The 14990-nt window shown below is 69.3% G+C and carries 14 protein-coding genes; 8 read left to right on the forward strand and 6 right to left on the reverse strand.

The genetic code is table 11. The features are described from left to right. Positions 1-142: 142 nt before the first annotated feature. Genes dnaK through Val02_RS32285 form a run of 8 tightly spaced genes read left to right on the forward strand, consistent with a single transcriptional unit; the run spans position 143 to position 9193 of the window. Positions 143-2065, forward strand: coding sequence for a molecular chaperone DnaK (gene dnaK / locus Val02_RS32250; RefSeq protein WP_203903048.1), 1923 nt, complete (start codon positions 143-145; stop codon positions 2063-2065). 5 nt (positions 2066-2070) lie between these two features. Beyond that, a complete protein-coding gene (locus tag Val02_RS32255; protein ID WP_203903049.1) occupies positions 2071-2619 on the forward strand; it encodes a nucleotide exchange factor GrpE in 549 nt (182 codons plus the stop codon). Continuing rightward, positions 2619-3578 carry a DnaJ C-terminal domain-containing protein gene (locus Val02_RS32260; RefSeq protein ID WP_203903050.1) on the forward strand — a complete coding sequence of 320 codons (960 nt, stop codon included), beginning with the start codon at positions 2619-2621 and terminating at the stop codon, positions 3576-3578. The genes Val02_RS32255 and Val02_RS32260 overlap by 1 nt, the downstream gene beginning before the upstream one ends. After that, complete coding sequence (locus Val02_RS32265; protein ID WP_203903051.1) at positions 3575-3907, forward strand: chaperone modulator CbpM; 333 nt, start codon at positions 3575-3577, stop codon at positions 3905-3907. The genes Val02_RS32260 and Val02_RS32265 overlap by 4 nt, the downstream gene beginning before the upstream one ends. Further along, the gene (clpB, locus tag Val02_RS32270; RefSeq protein ID WP_203903052.1) at positions 3898-6513 is read left to right on the forward strand and encodes an ATP-dependent chaperone ClpB; all 2616 of its coding nucleotides are present in this window, start codon (positions 3898-3900) and stop codon (positions 6511-6513) included. The genes Val02_RS32265 and clpB overlap by 10 nt, the downstream gene beginning before the upstream one ends. Further along, on the forward strand, positions 6506-6940 hold the full coding sequence (gene trxA / locus Val02_RS32275) for a thioredoxin (protein ID WP_203903053.1): 435 nt from the start codon (positions 6506-6508) through the stop codon (positions 6938-6940). The genes clpB and trxA overlap by 8 nt, the downstream gene beginning before the upstream one ends. Beyond that, entirely contained in the window at positions 6937-8607 is a 1671-nt protein-coding gene (locus Val02_RS32280) for an FAD-dependent oxidoreductase (protein WP_203903054.1), read from the forward strand. Before trxA ends, Val02_RS32280 begins: the two co-directional genes overlap by 4 nt. Before the next feature lie 13 nt (positions 8608-8620). Continuing rightward, positions 8621-9193 carry an HdeD family acid-resistance protein gene (locus tag Val02_RS32285; protein ID WP_203903055.1) on the forward strand — a complete coding sequence of 191 codons (573 nt, stop codon included), beginning with the start codon at positions 8621-8623 and terminating at the stop codon, positions 9191-9193. On the opposite strand, the gene Val02_RS32290 is transcribed toward Val02_RS32285, so the two are convergent. The 6 genes from Val02_RS32290 to Val02_RS32315 all read right to left on the reverse strand — a co-directional run bounded on the left by Val02_RS32290 (position 9190) and on the right by Val02_RS32315 (position 14847). Then, on the reverse strand, positions 9190-10362 hold the full coding sequence (locus Val02_RS32290; RefSeq protein ID WP_203903056.1) for a hypothetical protein: 1173 nt from the start codon (positions 10360-10362) through the stop codon (positions 9190-9192). The two genes, Val02_RS32285 and Val02_RS32290, sit on opposite strands and share 4 nt — an antisense overlap. Before the next feature lie 156 nt (positions 10363-10518). Continuing rightward, positions 10519-11355 (reverse strand): carbohydrate ABC transporter permease, encoded by an 837-nt coding sequence (locus Val02_RS32295; protein ID WP_203903057.1) that lies wholly within the window; start codon positions 11353-11355, stop codon positions 10519-10521. A 1-nt stretch (position 11356) separates the two neighbouring features. Further along, positions 11357-12220 (reverse strand): carbohydrate ABC transporter permease, encoded by an 864-nt coding sequence (locus Val02_RS32300; RefSeq protein WP_203903058.1) that lies wholly within the window; start codon positions 12218-12220, stop codon positions 11357-11359. A gap of 98 nt (positions 12221-12318) precedes the next feature. After that, positions 12319-13584, reverse strand: a complete 1266-nt coding sequence (locus Val02_RS32305; protein WP_203903059.1) for an ABC transporter substrate-binding protein — start codon at positions 13582-13584, stop codon at positions 12319-12321. Further along, a complete protein-coding gene (locus Val02_RS32310) occupies positions 13581-14378 on the reverse strand; it encodes a sugar phosphate isomerase/epimerase family protein (RefSeq protein WP_203903060.1) in 798 nt (265 codons plus the stop codon). Before Val02_RS32310 ends, Val02_RS32305 begins: the two co-directional genes overlap by 4 nt. 1 nt (position 14379) lies before the next feature. Further along, positions 14380-14847 carry a C-glycoside deglycosidase beta subunit domain-containing protein gene (locus Val02_RS32315; protein ID WP_203903061.1) on the reverse strand — a complete coding sequence of 156 codons (468 nt, stop codon included), beginning with the start codon at positions 14845-14847 and terminating at the stop codon, positions 14380-14382. Positions 14848-14990: the final 143 nt, after the last annotated feature.

Consider the following 14990-nt stretch of genomic DNA (forward strand, 5'->3'; position numbering starts at 1 on the left):
CGGCAGCTATCGGTAATCGTGCCAATCGACAGTCAGCGGGTGCGGCTGCTGAGATCGAATGACCCAGACGCATTTTGATCGGCGGCGTGTGAAGCGCACGCGCGCCGCGCCACCGGGGTTCGAACACGTGGAGGACACCGCAATGGCCAAGGCAGTGGGTATCGATCTCGGCACGACCAATTCCGTCATCGCTACCATGGAGGCCGGTCAACCGACGGTAATCCCCAATGCCGAGGGATCCCGCACCACCCCGTCCGTGGTGGCGTTCACCGAGCAGGGTGAACGTCTGGTCGGTCAGTTGGCCAAGCGCCAGGCGATCCTGAACCCCAAGGGAACCATCTACTCGGCGAAGCGATTCATGGGCCGCCGCCACGATGAGGTGCCGGAGGAGGCCAAGACCGTCACCTTCGATGTCGTGCCGGGGCCGGACGGCGGGGTGCGGTTCCAGGTGCGGGACAAGCTGTACGCGCCGGAAGAGGTGTCGGCGCTGATCCTGCGCAAGCTGGTCGACGACGCGTCGAAGTTCCTGGGCGAGAAGGTGACCGAGGCGGTCATCACCGTGCCCGCCTACTTCAACGATGCGCAGCGGCAGGCGACGAAGGACGCCGGCCGGATCGCCGGGCTGGAGGTCCTGCGCATCATCAACGAGCCGACCGCGGCGGCGCTGGCCTACGGGCTGGACAAGCGGGGCCACGAGACGGTGCTGGTCTTCGACCTCGGTGGCGGCACGTTCGACGTGAGCCTGCTCGATGTCGGCGACGGCGTGGTCGAGGTCCGCGCGACGGGCGGCGACACCCACCTGGGCGGTGACGACTTCGACCGGCGCATCGTCGACCATCTCGCGGAGGACTTCCGACGCGACAACGGCATCGATCTGCGCGACGACCCTCAGGCGTTGCAGCGGCTGTCCGAGGCGGCCGAACGGGCGAAGGTGGAGCTGTCGTCGGTCATGCAGACCACCATCAATCTTCCGTTCATCACGGCCGACGCCAACGGTCCCCGACATCTGAACACCACGTTGACCCGCGCCGCGTTCGAGCAACTCACCGCCGACCTGATCGAGCGCTGCCTCGGCCCGGTGCAGCAGGCCCTCGCCGACGCCAAGGTCAGCCCGAACGACATCGACGAGGTCATCCTGGTCGGCGGTTCGACCCGTATCCCGGCCGTGCAGACGCTGGTTCGTCGCCTGACCGGCGGCAAGGACCCCAACATGACGGTCAACCCCGACGAGGTCGTCGCGCTCGGCGCGGCCATCCAGGCGGCGGTCGTGAAGGGCGACGTCAAGGACGTACTGCTGCTCGACGTCACTCCGCTGTCGTTGGGTGTCGAAACCCTCGGCGGGATCATGACCAGGGTCATCGAGCGCAACACCACGATTCCGGCCCGCCGCACGGAGGTGTTCTCCACCGCGGAGGACAACCAGTCCGCCGTGGACATCGTGATTCTGCAGGGTGAACGGGAGCGGGCCGCCGACAACCGGGCCCTCGGACGCTTCCGCCTGGAGGGCATCCGGCCGGCGCCGCGCGGTGAGCCGCAGGTCGAGGTGACGTTCGACATCGACGCCAACGGCATCCTGAACGTCTCCGCCCGGGACAAGGACACGGCCGCCGAGCAGCAGATCACGATCACGCAGACGTCCACATTGGACAAGTCCGAGATCGACCGGATGATCGCCGATGCGGAGCAGCACCGCGACGAGGACACCAGGCTGCGCGCCCAGATCGAGGCCCGTAACGAGCTCGACTCCATTGCCTACCAGGTGGAACGCCGGCTCAACGAACTCGGCGACCGGGTCGCGGTGCACGAGAAGGCCCGGGCCGAGACGCTGATCTCCGATGCGCGGCAGGCACTGAAGGAAGACGCACCGGTCGACCGGCTTCGCGCGATGGCCTCGGAACTGCAGCAGGTCTACCACGGGCTGGCTGCGGCCGGCGGCGCGGCGTCCGGCCAGTCCGGTGGCGGCCAGCCCGGTGGCGGGCAACCCGGTGGCGGCCAGCCGGGCGGTGGCCAACCCGGGGCGGGTCGGGACGACGACGTCATCGACGCCGAGTTCACCAGCGGATGAGCGCGATGGCTGAGCCGGACCCCGCACCGATCCCGTCGACGGAAAGAGGCGCCCCGGACACCGCCGCCCGCCACGCGGCGCCCGGGGCCGGCACCGGGGCGCCTGACGGTGACGTGGCGAAGCTGCACGCGCGGATCGCCGAGCTCGAGGACCTCTGGCGGCGGGCGTTGGCGGACTTCGACAACCTCCGCAAGCGGGTGGCCCGGGACACGGCCGCCCAGCAGGACCAGGAACGCGCCCGGCTCGCCGCACAGTGGCTTCCCGTGCTGGACAACCTCGACCTGGCGGTCGACCACGCGCAGAGCGACCCGGACAGCATCGTCGAAGGCGTCCGGGCGATCCGCGAGCAGGCACTCGCAGTGCTGGCACGCCTGGGCTTCCCCCGCCAGTCCGACGTCGGGGAGAAGTTCGACCCGAGCCGGCACGAGGCGGTCGCCACGATTCCCAGCCCGGACGCGCCGGCCGGCACGGTGGTGCACGTGGTACGCCCGCGTTACGGCACCGACGATCACCAACTGCGCCCGGCGGCCGTGGTCGTGGCGAAGGACAGCTGATGGCCCCGGATCGGGACTTCTACCGCATCCTGGGGGTGTCCAGGGACGCCGGCCAGGACGAGATCCAGCGGACGTACCGCAAGCTGGCCCGCACCTACCACCCCGACGTCAACAAGGATCCGGGCGCCGAGGAGCGGTTCAAGGAGATATCCGAGGCCTACGACGTCCTCTCCGATCCGGAGACCCGCCGCCGCTACGACGCGTTCGGCCCGGACTTCCGGCAGGTACCCGAGGGTGTCGATCCGCAGACCTGGGCGCGCGCCCGGGCCGGCGCGGGTTCACGTGGCCGGGCGGGTACGGGGGGCCGTGGCCGTCCGGCGGGCGGGGGACCGGACGACGGCGTGTGGTTCCAGTCCGACATGGGCGGGGGCGTCGACCTCGACGATCTGCTCGAAGGCATGTTCGGCGGTCGCCGACGAGGCTGGGGGCCGGTGTCAGGTGCCGACCAGGAAGCCGAGTTGGAACTGTCGGTCGAGGAGGCGTACCGGGGCGGGCGACGGCGGATCAGCCTCGACGGCCGCAGCTACGAGGTGACGATTCCGCCCGGCGTGACCGACGGCCAGCGCATCCGGCTGGCCGGGCAGGGCGGGCAGGCCGGGGAGGGCGGGACGGCCGGCGATCTCTACCTGGTCGTCCGCCTCGCTCCGGACCCGCGGTACCGGGTGAACGGCCGAGACATCACGGTCGATCTGCCGCTGACACCGTGGGAGGCGGCGCTGGGTGCCTCCGTCGCGCTGGACACGCCGGGCGGCGAGGCGAAGGTGAAGGTGCCGCCCGGCACGTCCTCCGGACGGCGGCTGCGACTGCGCGGCCGCGGCATGCCCAACCCGCGCGGGCAACCCGGCGACCTGTACGCCGAAGCCAGGATCGCGGTTCCGCCGCGGCCCACCGACCGTGAACGGCAGCTCTTCGAACAGCTCGCCGCCGTCTCGACGTTCGATCCCCGGAGGCCGACGTGACCTACGGACTCGTGCCGATCCGCCGCCCGGAGCGATCCCGGCGGCTGGACCTCGAATCGTTCGCCCGCGACGCGGGTGTGCACCCGGAGCTGATCCGTCGCCTGGTGATCCTCGGCCTGCTCGAACCGCACCGCGACGGCACGGGCACGCTGTTCTTCGCCCGGTACCAGTTGCGTGACGTGAGCCGGATCCAGCGGCTACGCGCCGGCCTGGGGATCAACTACACGGCCCTCGGCGTCGTGATCGACCTGCTCGACCGGATCGCCGACCTGGAACGGCAATTGCGTACGCCACCGACCGGACCCACCGGAGGCAGTCCGTGGACCTGAACCGACTCACCCAGAAGTCACAGGAAGCACTGCACGACGCGCAGACCAAGGCGCTGCGCTTCGGACACTCCGAAGTGGACGGTGAACACCTGCTCCTGGCGCTGCTGGAGCAACCCGACGGGCTGGTGCCCCGCCTGCTGGGCGCCGCCGACACCGACCCGGACCGGTTGCGTTCCCGGCTCGAGGCCGAACTCGGCCGCCGGCCGCGGGTCTCCGGGCCCGGCGCGGCGCCGGGTCAGGTCCGCGTGACGGCACGGCTCGCGCGGCTGTTCGAGACCGCTCAGCAGGAGGCGACCCGGCTCAAGGACGAGTACGTCTCGGTGGAGCATCTCGTGATCGCGTTGATCGACGAGGGCGCCGGCTCCGCGGCGGGCCGGCTGCTGCACGAGGAGGGCCTCACCCGCGACGGCTTCCTGCAGGCGCTCACCGGCATCCGGGGCAACCAGCGGGTCACCTCGGCGATGCCGGAGGTGGCGTACGAGGCGCTCGCGAAGTACGGCCGGGACCTGGTGGCCGACGCCCGCGCGGGCAGGCTCGACCCGGTCATCGGCCGGGACAACGAGATCCGCCGGGTCGTCCAGATCCTGTCCCGCAAGACCAAGAACAACCCGGTGTTGATCGGTGACCCGGGCGTGGGCAAGACGGCGATCGTGGAGGGCCTCGCGCAGCGCATCACCGACGGCGACGTGCCGGAGGGCCTGCGCGACAAGACGGTGTTCGCGCTCGACATGGGTTCACTGGTCGCCGGCGCGAAGTACCGCGGCGAGTTCGAGGAACGGCTCAAGGCCGTGCTGAGCGAGGTACGCGCGGCCGAGGGCCGGATCCTGCTGTTCGTCGACGAGTTGCACACCGTGGTGGGCGCCGGCGCGGCCGAGGGTGCGATGGACGCCGGCAACATGCTCAAACCGATGCTCGCCCGCGGCGAACTCCACATGGTCGGCGCGACCACGATCGACGAATACCGCACGCGCATCGAGAAGGACGCCGCACTGGAGCGCCGCTTCCAACGGGTGCTCGTCGAGGAACCGGCCGAAGAGGACACCCTGTCGATCCTGCGCGGGCTGCGCGAACGCCTGGAGATCTTCCACGGCGTGAAGATCGCCGACAGCGCACTGGTGGCGGCCGTCAAGTTGAGCCACCGCTACATCACCGACCGGTTCCTGCCGGACAAGGCGATCGACCTGGTCGACGAGGCGTGCGCGATGCTGCGCACCGAGATCGACTCGATGCCCACCGAACTGGACCAACTGACCCGCCGGTTGACCCGTATGGAGATCGAGGAAGCCGCACTGTCCACAGAGGACGACGCGGCCAGCAAGGCGCGGCTCGAACAGCTCCGCAAGGAACTGGCCGACGTGCGGGCCGAGACCGACGCCCTGCGCGCGCAGTGGGACGCCGAACGCCAGGCGCTGCGCCGGGTGCAGGAGCTGCGCCAGGAGTTGGAGCAGGTCCGCCACGAGGCGGCCGACGCCGAACGCCGCTACGACCTCAACCGGGCGGCGGAGCTGCGGCACGGCAAGCTGCCCGAGCTGGAACGCCGGGCGCGGGCCGAGGAGGAGCGCCTCTCGGCCAAGCAGGGCGGGCGCCGGCTGCTCCGCGAGGTGGTCACCGAGGAGGAGATCGCCGGCATCGTCTCGCGCTGGACCGGGATCCCGGTGAGCCGTCTGGAGGAGGGCGAGCGCGAGAAGCTGCTGCGCCTGGACCAGATCCTGCACGAGCGGGTGATCGGCCAGGACGAGGCGGTGCAGCTGGTCGCCGACGCCATCATCCGGGCCAGGTCCGGCATCAAGGACCCGCGCCGTCCGATCGGGTCGTTCATCTTCCTCGGGCCCACGGGCGTCGGCAAGACCGAGTTGGCCCGCGCCCTCGCCGCGGAACTGTTCGACACCGAGGACAACATGGTCCGCATCGACATGAGCGAGTACCAGGAACGGCATACCGTCAGCCGGCTCGTCGGCGCGCCGCCCGGCTACGTCGGGTACGAGGAGGGCGGCCAGCTCACCGAGGCGGTGCGGCGCAAGCCGTACTCCGTGGTGCTCTTCGACGAGATCGAGAAGGCCCACGCCGACGTCTTCAACACGTTGCTCCAGGTGCTCGACGACGGCCGGCTGACCGATGCCCAGGGGCGCACCGTCGACTTCCGCAACGCCGTCATCGTCATGACCAGCAACATCGGATCGCAGTACCTGCTCGACGGCGTAACCCCGGACGGCGAACTCAAACCGGAGGGCCGCGATCTGGTGATGGCCGATCTGCGCCAGCACTTCCGGCCCGAGTTCCTCAACCGGATCGACGAGATAGTGCTGTTCAAACCGCTGACCCGGGAGGAGATCCAGCGCATCGTCGACCTGATGTTCAACGACCTGCGTAGCCGGTTGAGCGAACGCCGGATCACGGTGGAGCTGACCGAGGAGGCGTGCCGGTTCGTCGCCGACCGGGGCTACGACCCGGTGTACGGGGCCCGGCCGCTGCGCCGGTTCATCGCCCGCGAGGTGGAGACCCGGATCGGCCGCGCCCTGGTGCGGGGTGACATCGCCGACGGATCTACCGTCCGCGTCGACCTCGACAACGGCGAACTCGTCGTGCGGCACGAGTCCCATGGCTGACCCGATCGTCGAGTGCCCGAACTGCGGGCGCCGCAACCGGGTGGCCGCCGTTGCCGCCGGCGTACCCCGATGCGGCAACTGCCACCGCCCGCTGCCGTGGATCGCCGAGGCCGGCGACGACACGTTCGCGGGCGCGGTCGAGCAGGCGACCATACCGGTCCTCGTCGACTTCTGGGCCACCTGGTGCGCGCCGTGCCGCATGGTCAGTCCCGCGCTGGAACAGCTCGCCCGGGAACGGGCCGGCGAGCTGAAGCTGGTCAAGATCGACTGTGACGCCGCGCCGAAGCTCGTCGAACGGTTCTCCGTCCAGGCGGTGCCCACTCTCCTGGTGATGCACCACGGGCAGATCCTCGGCCGCCAGCCCGGCGCCGTACCGCTGGACGCGCTGCGCCGGTGGGTCAAGGAGACATTGGACCGGTCGCCGTGAGCACGCCGGGCCGCACCGACGGCGACCTCAGCGAGACGCCCGACACGGACGGCGCCGCACCCCGGCTCGACGCCGACCAGATCCGGGCCCTCAGCGACGAGGGCCGGCGACAGACCGTGCAGGCGGGCGACGTGCTCATCGCCGAGGGCCAGCGGGAGCGCGACTTCCTGGTGATCCTCTCCGGCAAGGTGGGTGTCTACGACGGCTACGGCACGCCGGCCCAGCGACTGATCAGGGTCCACGGCCCGGGCCGGTTCCTCGACGAGATCGGGCTGTTGACCGGGCAGCCGGCGTTCGTGTCGTCGATCGCCCTCGAGGCCGGGGAGGTTCTGGCGGTGCCGTGGCAGGCACTGCGCGACACCGTCCACCGGCGTCCGGAGTTGGGCGACCTCATTCTGCGGGCGTTCCTGTGCCGGCGGGAGTTCCTGATCGACGCGGTGGCCGGCATGCGGATCGTCGGATCGCGCTATTCGCCGGACGTGCGCCGGCTGCGCGAGTTCGCCGCCCGTAACCGGATCCCGCACACCTGGATCGATCTGGAGGAGGACCCGCACGCCGCGCAACTCCTCGAGCGGCTCGGCGTCGCACCGAGCGACACACCCGTGGTGATCTGGCGCGGGAACCAGGTACTGCGCAAGCCCGACAACGCCGAACTCGCCCGCGTCGTCGGTCTGCGCCGGCTGTCGGCCGGTGGGCAGTTCGCCGATGTGGTTGTCGTGGGCGCGGGGCCGGCGGGGCTCGCCGCGGCGGTGTACGCCGCGTCCGAGGGCCTGTCGACGGTGGTCGTGGACGCGGTGGCCACCGGTGGGCAGGCGGGTACCTCGTCCCGCATCGAGAACTACCTCGGGTTCCCGGCCGGGATCTCCGGCGCGGAACTGGCGGACCGGGCGGTGATCCAGGCGGAGAAGTTCGGCGCCACCATCACCGTCCCCGCCGAGGCGATCGGCCTGGAGGCGCGCGACAGCTTCCAGACCGTGCGCTTCGACGACGGCACCGAGATCACCACCCACGCTCTGGTGATCGCGACCGGTGCCCGGTACCGGCGGCTCGCGGTGCCGCGGCTCGACGAGTTCGAAGGCTCCAGCGTCTACTACGCCGCCACGATGATGGAGGCACGGTTCTGCGAGCGTCTGCCCGTGGTCGTCGTCGGTGGGGGCAACTCCGCCGGGCAGGCCGCGGTGTTCCTCGCGCGGCACGCAACCCGGGTCGACCTGCTGATCCGCCACGACGACCTGGCCCGCGACATGTCCCGCTACCTGGTCGAACGAGTCGAGCGGAGCCCGGCCGTCACGGTGCGGCGGCACACGGAGGTCCGGGAACTGGTGGGCGACGGCGGGCAGTTGCGCGCGATCGTCGTCGAGGACAACCGCACCGGAGCCCACGAACAGCTGGAGGCGGCGCTGCTGTTCGTCTTCATCGGCGCCGAGCCGTGCACCGGCTGGCTTCGCGGCCGGCTGGCGCTCGACCCGCGCGGCTACATCTGCACCGGTCCGGACGCGGCGGATGACACCGCGTCCGGCCGGCCGCCCACGAACCTGGAAACGAGCCGCCCCGGTGTTCTGGCCGTGGGCGATGTCCGCAGCGGTTCCATCAAGCGGGTCGCCTCCGCCGTCGGCGAGGGCGCGATGGCCGTACGACTGGTCCACGAATATCTGGCCCGACCCTGAACGGAGAACTCACATGTCGGAGACCCTGACCCGGTACTGGTGGGCCGTCGTCCTGCGCGGCGTGGCGGCCGTGCTCTTCGGGGCCTCGGCCCTGATCTGGCCGGACGTCACCGTGTTCGTGCTGGTCGTCCTGTTCGGCGCCTATGCCTTCGTGGACGGCGTGCTCGCCCTCGTCGCCGCCGCCACGGGCGAGGACCGCGGCCGTCGCGGATGGCTCATCCTCGCGGGCGTCGCCGGTGTGCTGGCCGGCATCGTCACCTTCGTCTGGCCCGGCGTGACCACGCTGGCTCTGCTGTATCTGATCGCCGGGTGGGCGCTGGTGACCGGTGTCCTGGAAATCATGGCCGCGATCCGGCTGCGCCGGGAGATCCAGGGCGAATGGCTGTATGTCCTCAGCGGCGCCTCCTCGGTGCTCTTCGGAATCCTCCTGGCGCTCTGGCCCGCCACCGGGGCGCTGGCACTGGTGATGCTGATCGGCGGTTTCGCCATCGTGTTCGGAGTCCTGCTGGTCGCCTTCGGCCTGCGCCTGCGCCGGCTGCGGCAGGAGCGCCCGCACACCGGGCTGGGCCGAGCGGCCACCGCTTAGGGCTGGACGAAGGGCTTGGCGAACGCTACGACGTCCTCGTCCGGAACCTTGGCGAACTCGTCCAGGGTGGTCGCGTCCTTCGGTGCGCCGACCACGTACCTCGTGCACGTCGTGTCGGTGGCAGCGACCTCCTTCGAGGCCAGTTCCTTGCCGGTCTGCGCTTCGTGCACGCTCATCACCCAGGTCGCGGAGTGCATCTTGACGACGAGTGCGTCCGGTTTGCCGTTGACCTCGTAGCCCCGGCATTCCTTGACGAACGTCGCCGCGGTGCGTTTGAGGCAGACGGTCACGTCCACCGCCGCGTAGGCGTCGCCGCCGGCCTCGAATTTGACGGTCCAATCGGCGGGCAGTCCGCTCGAACCGTCGACCCAGGCGCCGTCGCGATAGGTCCGGAACAGGACGGCCTTGTGCCCCGTCGCGGCGGCGTCGTACGCCTTCGCGAACGGAAACGGCTTGCCGTCGCACACCGGCTCGAAGTTGTCCGCGAACAGCTGCTTCGGGCGCACCGCGGAGGGCGAGGCACCCAGGGCGCCACCGGACTCCGAACCGCGTTCTCCACAGGCCGTCAACGTGCTTACGGCGGCGGCAAGAGCCATGCCGCCGACAAAGATCCGGCGTAGCAACAAAACATTTCTCCCATGAAGGATGTCCGCACTTTCCTTCAGAGGAGGCGTTCCATGCGGTTCCGTCCCGTTCCATCCGGGCGCCGACGCCGCGATGTCGAGCGTGCCGCCCGAAACCTGCCGTTCCGCGTCGAACCCGGAGGAGACCGATGCCCCGCGACAGCGATTCTCCGTATCTCCCATGTCGCGCGTCCGCCGAGCGTGCGACCGTAGTTCCCAGCCGCACCGCTGCGCTCCACTCGCTTCGCTTCGTTGCGGCTCCGCTGCCGCGTCCGCGTCCCCAAGTACCGGGGCCGTACGCAGGTTATGAGCGGGCGATGACCTGCGGATGTCCCCGGTACTCGCGTTGATCGACCAGCGACCGTCATCCATGAGCACCACCTTCGGCGCCGCCAGTTTCTGCCGGATGGCGTCGAGATCGGCCACGTGTCGGGCGACGGTGTATTCGCTCGGGGCGAGTCGGCTCGACCGGCCGGCGCCGGCCGGTTGGTAGTCACCCGCTTCGCCGATGACCGAACGACGGCGGCCGTTGCCGATGCGCGCCACGCCGGCCGCGCTCAGGACGGCGACGAGCGCCGCGACGCAGTACGACAGGACCGCGTTCCCGGTCGTTTGCGCGGTGCTGAGGAGGACGACGAGGAAGAGCGGTGCCGTTCGGCCGTGGTACCGCGGTGCCTTCCCGGCGGAGTGGGGGTGGCGATTTCAGCCCTTGAGGCCGCCCGAGAAGCCCTGGATGAAACGCTTCTGGGCGAACAGGTAGAACGCGAGGATCGGCAGCATCGAAATGATGACGACGGCGAAGATGGAGTTCCACTTCGACACGAGTGCGCCGATGAAGTAGTACATCGACACCGGCAGCGTCTGGTTCTCCGAGCCGCCCAGGAAGATGAGCGCGGTGAAGAAGTCGTTCCAGACGATGAGGCCGGCCAGGATCGCGACGGTGCCGGTCGCGGGGGCCACCAACGGGAAGACGATTCGGACGAAGATCTGGAGGGAACCGGCACCGTCGATCGCGGCGGCCTCTTCGTACTCGATGCCGAGCTGGCGCAGGAACCCGGCGTACAGGAAAATCGCCAGCGGCAGGAGCATGCCGGTGTAGAGCACGATCATGCCCCAGGGGCTTCCCGTCAGTCCGAGCGTTCGCGCGCCGACGTACAGCGGGACGGCACCGAGTTGGGTCGGCATCACGATCGCCACGAGAAACAGGTAATACGCCCACCGGCTCCACCGGCGGGTGCTGCGCGAGATGACGTAGCCGGTGAGCGCGCCCAACAGCACGAGGCCGCAGGTCGTTCCGGCGGTGATGATGAGGCTGTTCCGCAATCCGAGGGTGACGTTCGAGTTTCCCTGTGCCGACAGGACGTTGGCGAAGTTGTTCAGCGTCGGTGCGGTGGGCCACGCGAGGGTCGACGTCGTGTACAGCTCGTCGTCGGGTTTGAAGGCGTTCGCGATCAGCAGGTAGAACGGGAGCAGGAAGGCGAGCGCGAGGATCCAGACCCCGATCTCGCGGAGCACGGTGAACCACGTGTACCGGAACATGTCAGGACTCCCGGGCGGTGCCGTTGGTGACGCGCTGCTGGATGATCGCGACCACGAGGATGATCATCGTGAGGAGTAGGGCGAGAGCGGCGCCCTGGCCGAAGTTCCCCAAAGAAAATGCCTGTTGGAACACCTTGGTGGCCAGCGTCTCGGTCGCGCCCGCCGGGCCACCGGCGGTAAGCGCGATGATCTGGTCGAAGATCCGCAACCCGTTGATCAGGCCGAGCGTCGTCGAGATGGCGACGGCCGGGCGGATGCACGGCAGCACCACGTGCCAGAACCGTTGCCACAGGCCGGCTCCGTCCAACGCCGCGGCCTCCTCGAACTCCGCCGGCACGGCCGCCAGGCCCGCCGTGTAGATGACCATCGCGATTCCCGTGGTCTGCCAGACGATGACGAGGAGAACCGCCCACAGCGCGAGATCCGGGTCGGCGAGCCAGGCGCGTTTCCATTCCCCGAGCCCGACGGCCGCCAGCGCGGCGTTGACCGGGCCGTCGTAGTCGAAGATGAATTTCCAGATGTAGGAAATGGCCAGCGGACTCAACACCACGGGCATGAAGAACAGCATCCGCAGCACATAGCGGGACCTGAGGGTGCGGTTCAGGGCGAGTGCGAGCGACAGGCCGAGGACGTTGACGAGCACGACGGATGTGGCGGCGAGCAGCAGGGTGTTGACGAGCGCACCCCGCATCGTCGGATCCTCGAGGATCGTCGTGAAGTTGCGGGAGCCGACCCATTCGAACGAGCCGATGCCGGTCCAGTCGGTGAACGCGAAGGCGCCGCCGATCGACGTCGCGACGTAGTGGATCGCCAGCACGAGGAGAACGCCGGGCAGACTCCACCAGCCGCGGCCGAACGTCAGCACCGCGGATCCATCCGCCCGGCGGGAATGACCCCGACGATTTCCTGCCGACACGGGTCGACGCTCCCTTCCTCGTGGTGTTCCGCCCGCCCGCGACCGGATCAGCCCCAGGCGGTGTCCATGGCCGAAAGGACGTCGGCCGGGGTCCGCTGCCCGGTCAGCAGGCCCTGGACACCCGTGCCCAGCGCGGCGAAGACCTGCGGGTTCGGCCACTGGGTGTTGGGCAGCGGCACCATGTCCTTCTTGGCGACGAGGTCCGCGACCGGGGCGAAAGCGGTGCCGGACAGGTCGGTTCCCGGCAGCAGCGAGCCGGAGGCCTCGGCGTAGAGCTTCTGACCGGCGTCGGAGGCGACCCAGTCGGCGAACTTCCGCGCAGCCTCGCCGTTCTTCGCGTTCTTGTTGATCGACAGGGCGTGGATCGCACCGGCGAGCGCGAAGGCTTTGCCGCCCGGTGCGGCGGGCACCGGCTGGATGAGGAAGGTGGCGTCCTTGGCCGCCTGCTTCAGATCCATCGCGGTGCTGCTCGGTGCGAAGGCCGCCAGCGACGCGCCCTGCGCCGTCCGTTGACCGATCGCGTCCAGGCCGGCGCCCGCGGCGCCCTTCTGGAAGCAGCCGGCGTCCTTCATGGCGACGATTGCCTGCAGGGTGTCCCTCCAGCCTTGCGAACCGGCGAAGGTCGTCGATCTCACGGCGCGTTTCTGGTTCCAGTCCGGCTCCTGCGCGTAGACCCGCGTCGCCGAGAGCGACACCGCCATCAGGCCCGTGTTTGCCGGTACCGCGCCGGCCACCGTGTAGAACGACTTGTCCTTCTTGGCGAGCGCCGCGCACGCGGAAAGCAGCGCGCCCCATTCCGTCGGATAGGCCACCCCGAGCGACCTGGCGGTCGAATCGTTGAAGATGGAACTGACGACCGTCAGGCCGAGCGCCACGCCGTAGGTGCGGCCGTCGTGCTGGAAGAGCGGGTTGGAGCCGCTCGGAATTCGCGCGGCCGCCGCGTCGTCGAGCGGGGCGAGATGCCCGGCGGTGGCCAGCGTCAGGAGGCTGAACGTCTGCCCGCTGCCCGGCGCCGTCTGGAAGGCGTCGGAGGCGTTGCCGCCGTTCAGTTGGGTGGTGAGCGACTGGCCGTAGGTGTCGTTCGGGACCTCGTTGAGCGTGATCTTCACGCCGGGGTTGTCGTTCATGTACTGCTCGGCGAGCTTCTTGAAGGGAACGACGACCCCGGCGCCCGGCACGCCGTACGAGAGCGTGAACGAGTTCGTGCTGCCGCCGGCGCCGTTGCCGGCACAGGCCGCGAGGGCGAGATGTCCGGCGACCGCGACGGCGAGAAGGCCGCGGCGGAGCCCTCCGGAACGCCGGTGCGGTGTCATCTGCCGTGCCTCTCCAGAAGGCGGAACAGGGTGCGCGCCGGCTGCTCGGAGGGCATGTCGTGGATGAACCAGCCCTCGTACTCCCCGGAGATGGAGCCTTCGAAGCCGTAATCCTTGAGCATTCCCAACAGTTCCTCGTACGGCGTGTTGGGTTCGTTGCCGTGCTCGTCGAACATGTGCGCCTTGGCGTGGCAGTGCACCGTGTACGGCAGCAGCGGTTCGAACGTCGACAGTTCGTTGGTCCGGATCTGGCCGGGTGCGTTCGGCCCCTGCCAGCAGGAGAAGTCCGGCACCAGCCGGAACCACGGGGAATCGACCGCCTCCAGCGCCTTCTGGTAGTACGACGGCGGATGGGGGGCGTGCAGTTCGACGCCCCAGATCACGCCGTACTTCTCCAGCGTGGGCAGGGCGGCGTTCACGAGGTCGATGAGCTTGTCCACCGGGTCGGCGTTGAAGGCCGGACGCATGATCTTCGCGCCCATGTAGGCGGCCATCGCGATCATGTTCCGCGCGCGATGCAGTATCTCGTCCTGCGTCTGCGGGCGATCGCTCCTGATGTTCACGCCGAGGTAGCAGCTGAAGCAGAACAGCTCCATCCCGCAGGAGGCGATCAGGTCGCGGATCTCGGTCAGGTCGTCCAGGCTCGGGTCGGGCCAACCGGGGACGTGCTGCTCGGCGACGAGTTCCACGCCGTCGCAGCCGATCTCGGCCGCTTTGCGGATCGCGTCGTAGACATCCATCCGGCCGGCGTGGACATCGGCGCCGAAGGTGTAGAGGCTGAGTCCGAGTTTCATGTCACGCGACCCCCAGTTCGCCGGTCAGTCGGTAGGGCAGGATGTCGTTCGGGAATCCGTAGCTGAACGTCGTGCGCATGTCGATGCTGATGTGGACGTCGTTCCGCGCCAGCAGGACGCCGGCCAGTTCGGGATCCGTGAGGTGCACCTCGGCGACCTCTCCCATGGCCCACCAGAGCTCGTGCAGGTTCTTGGCGTAGGCGACCGGGATCACCTGCCCGCGCAGCGAGATGAACGTTTCCCGCTCCGGCACCGGGTGGCCGTTCACGACGACCTCCAGGGCCGAAAGGGTGGAGAGGTGGGTGCCGGTGTAGAACGGATTACGGATGGGCAGGCGCCAGCCGTTCTCGGCGGACCGAATGGTGTCGGACGCGAACAGGTCGCGCTGGCCGACCCGGGAGAAGACGACAATTCCCTGCTTGGCGCGATCGGCCTGGTTTCTGTTGACGCGCTGGAGTACCTCGGACATTCGACATGACCTTTCCTGATCGCTGACCAGGGTGAATGAAATCGAACCGGAAATGCGGCAGCAATTCGTGGCTTGTTTCGCGATTCACGGCTCGTGATTCGACAGAGTAGGTTTGGCGCAAAGCTGACCACAAGATGCCGACT

Source organism: Virgisporangium aliadipatigenens (genome assembly GCF_016863615.1).
Lineage (GTDB): Bacteria > Actinomycetota > Actinomycetes > Mycobacteriales > Micromonosporaceae > Virgisporangium > Virgisporangium aliadipatigenens.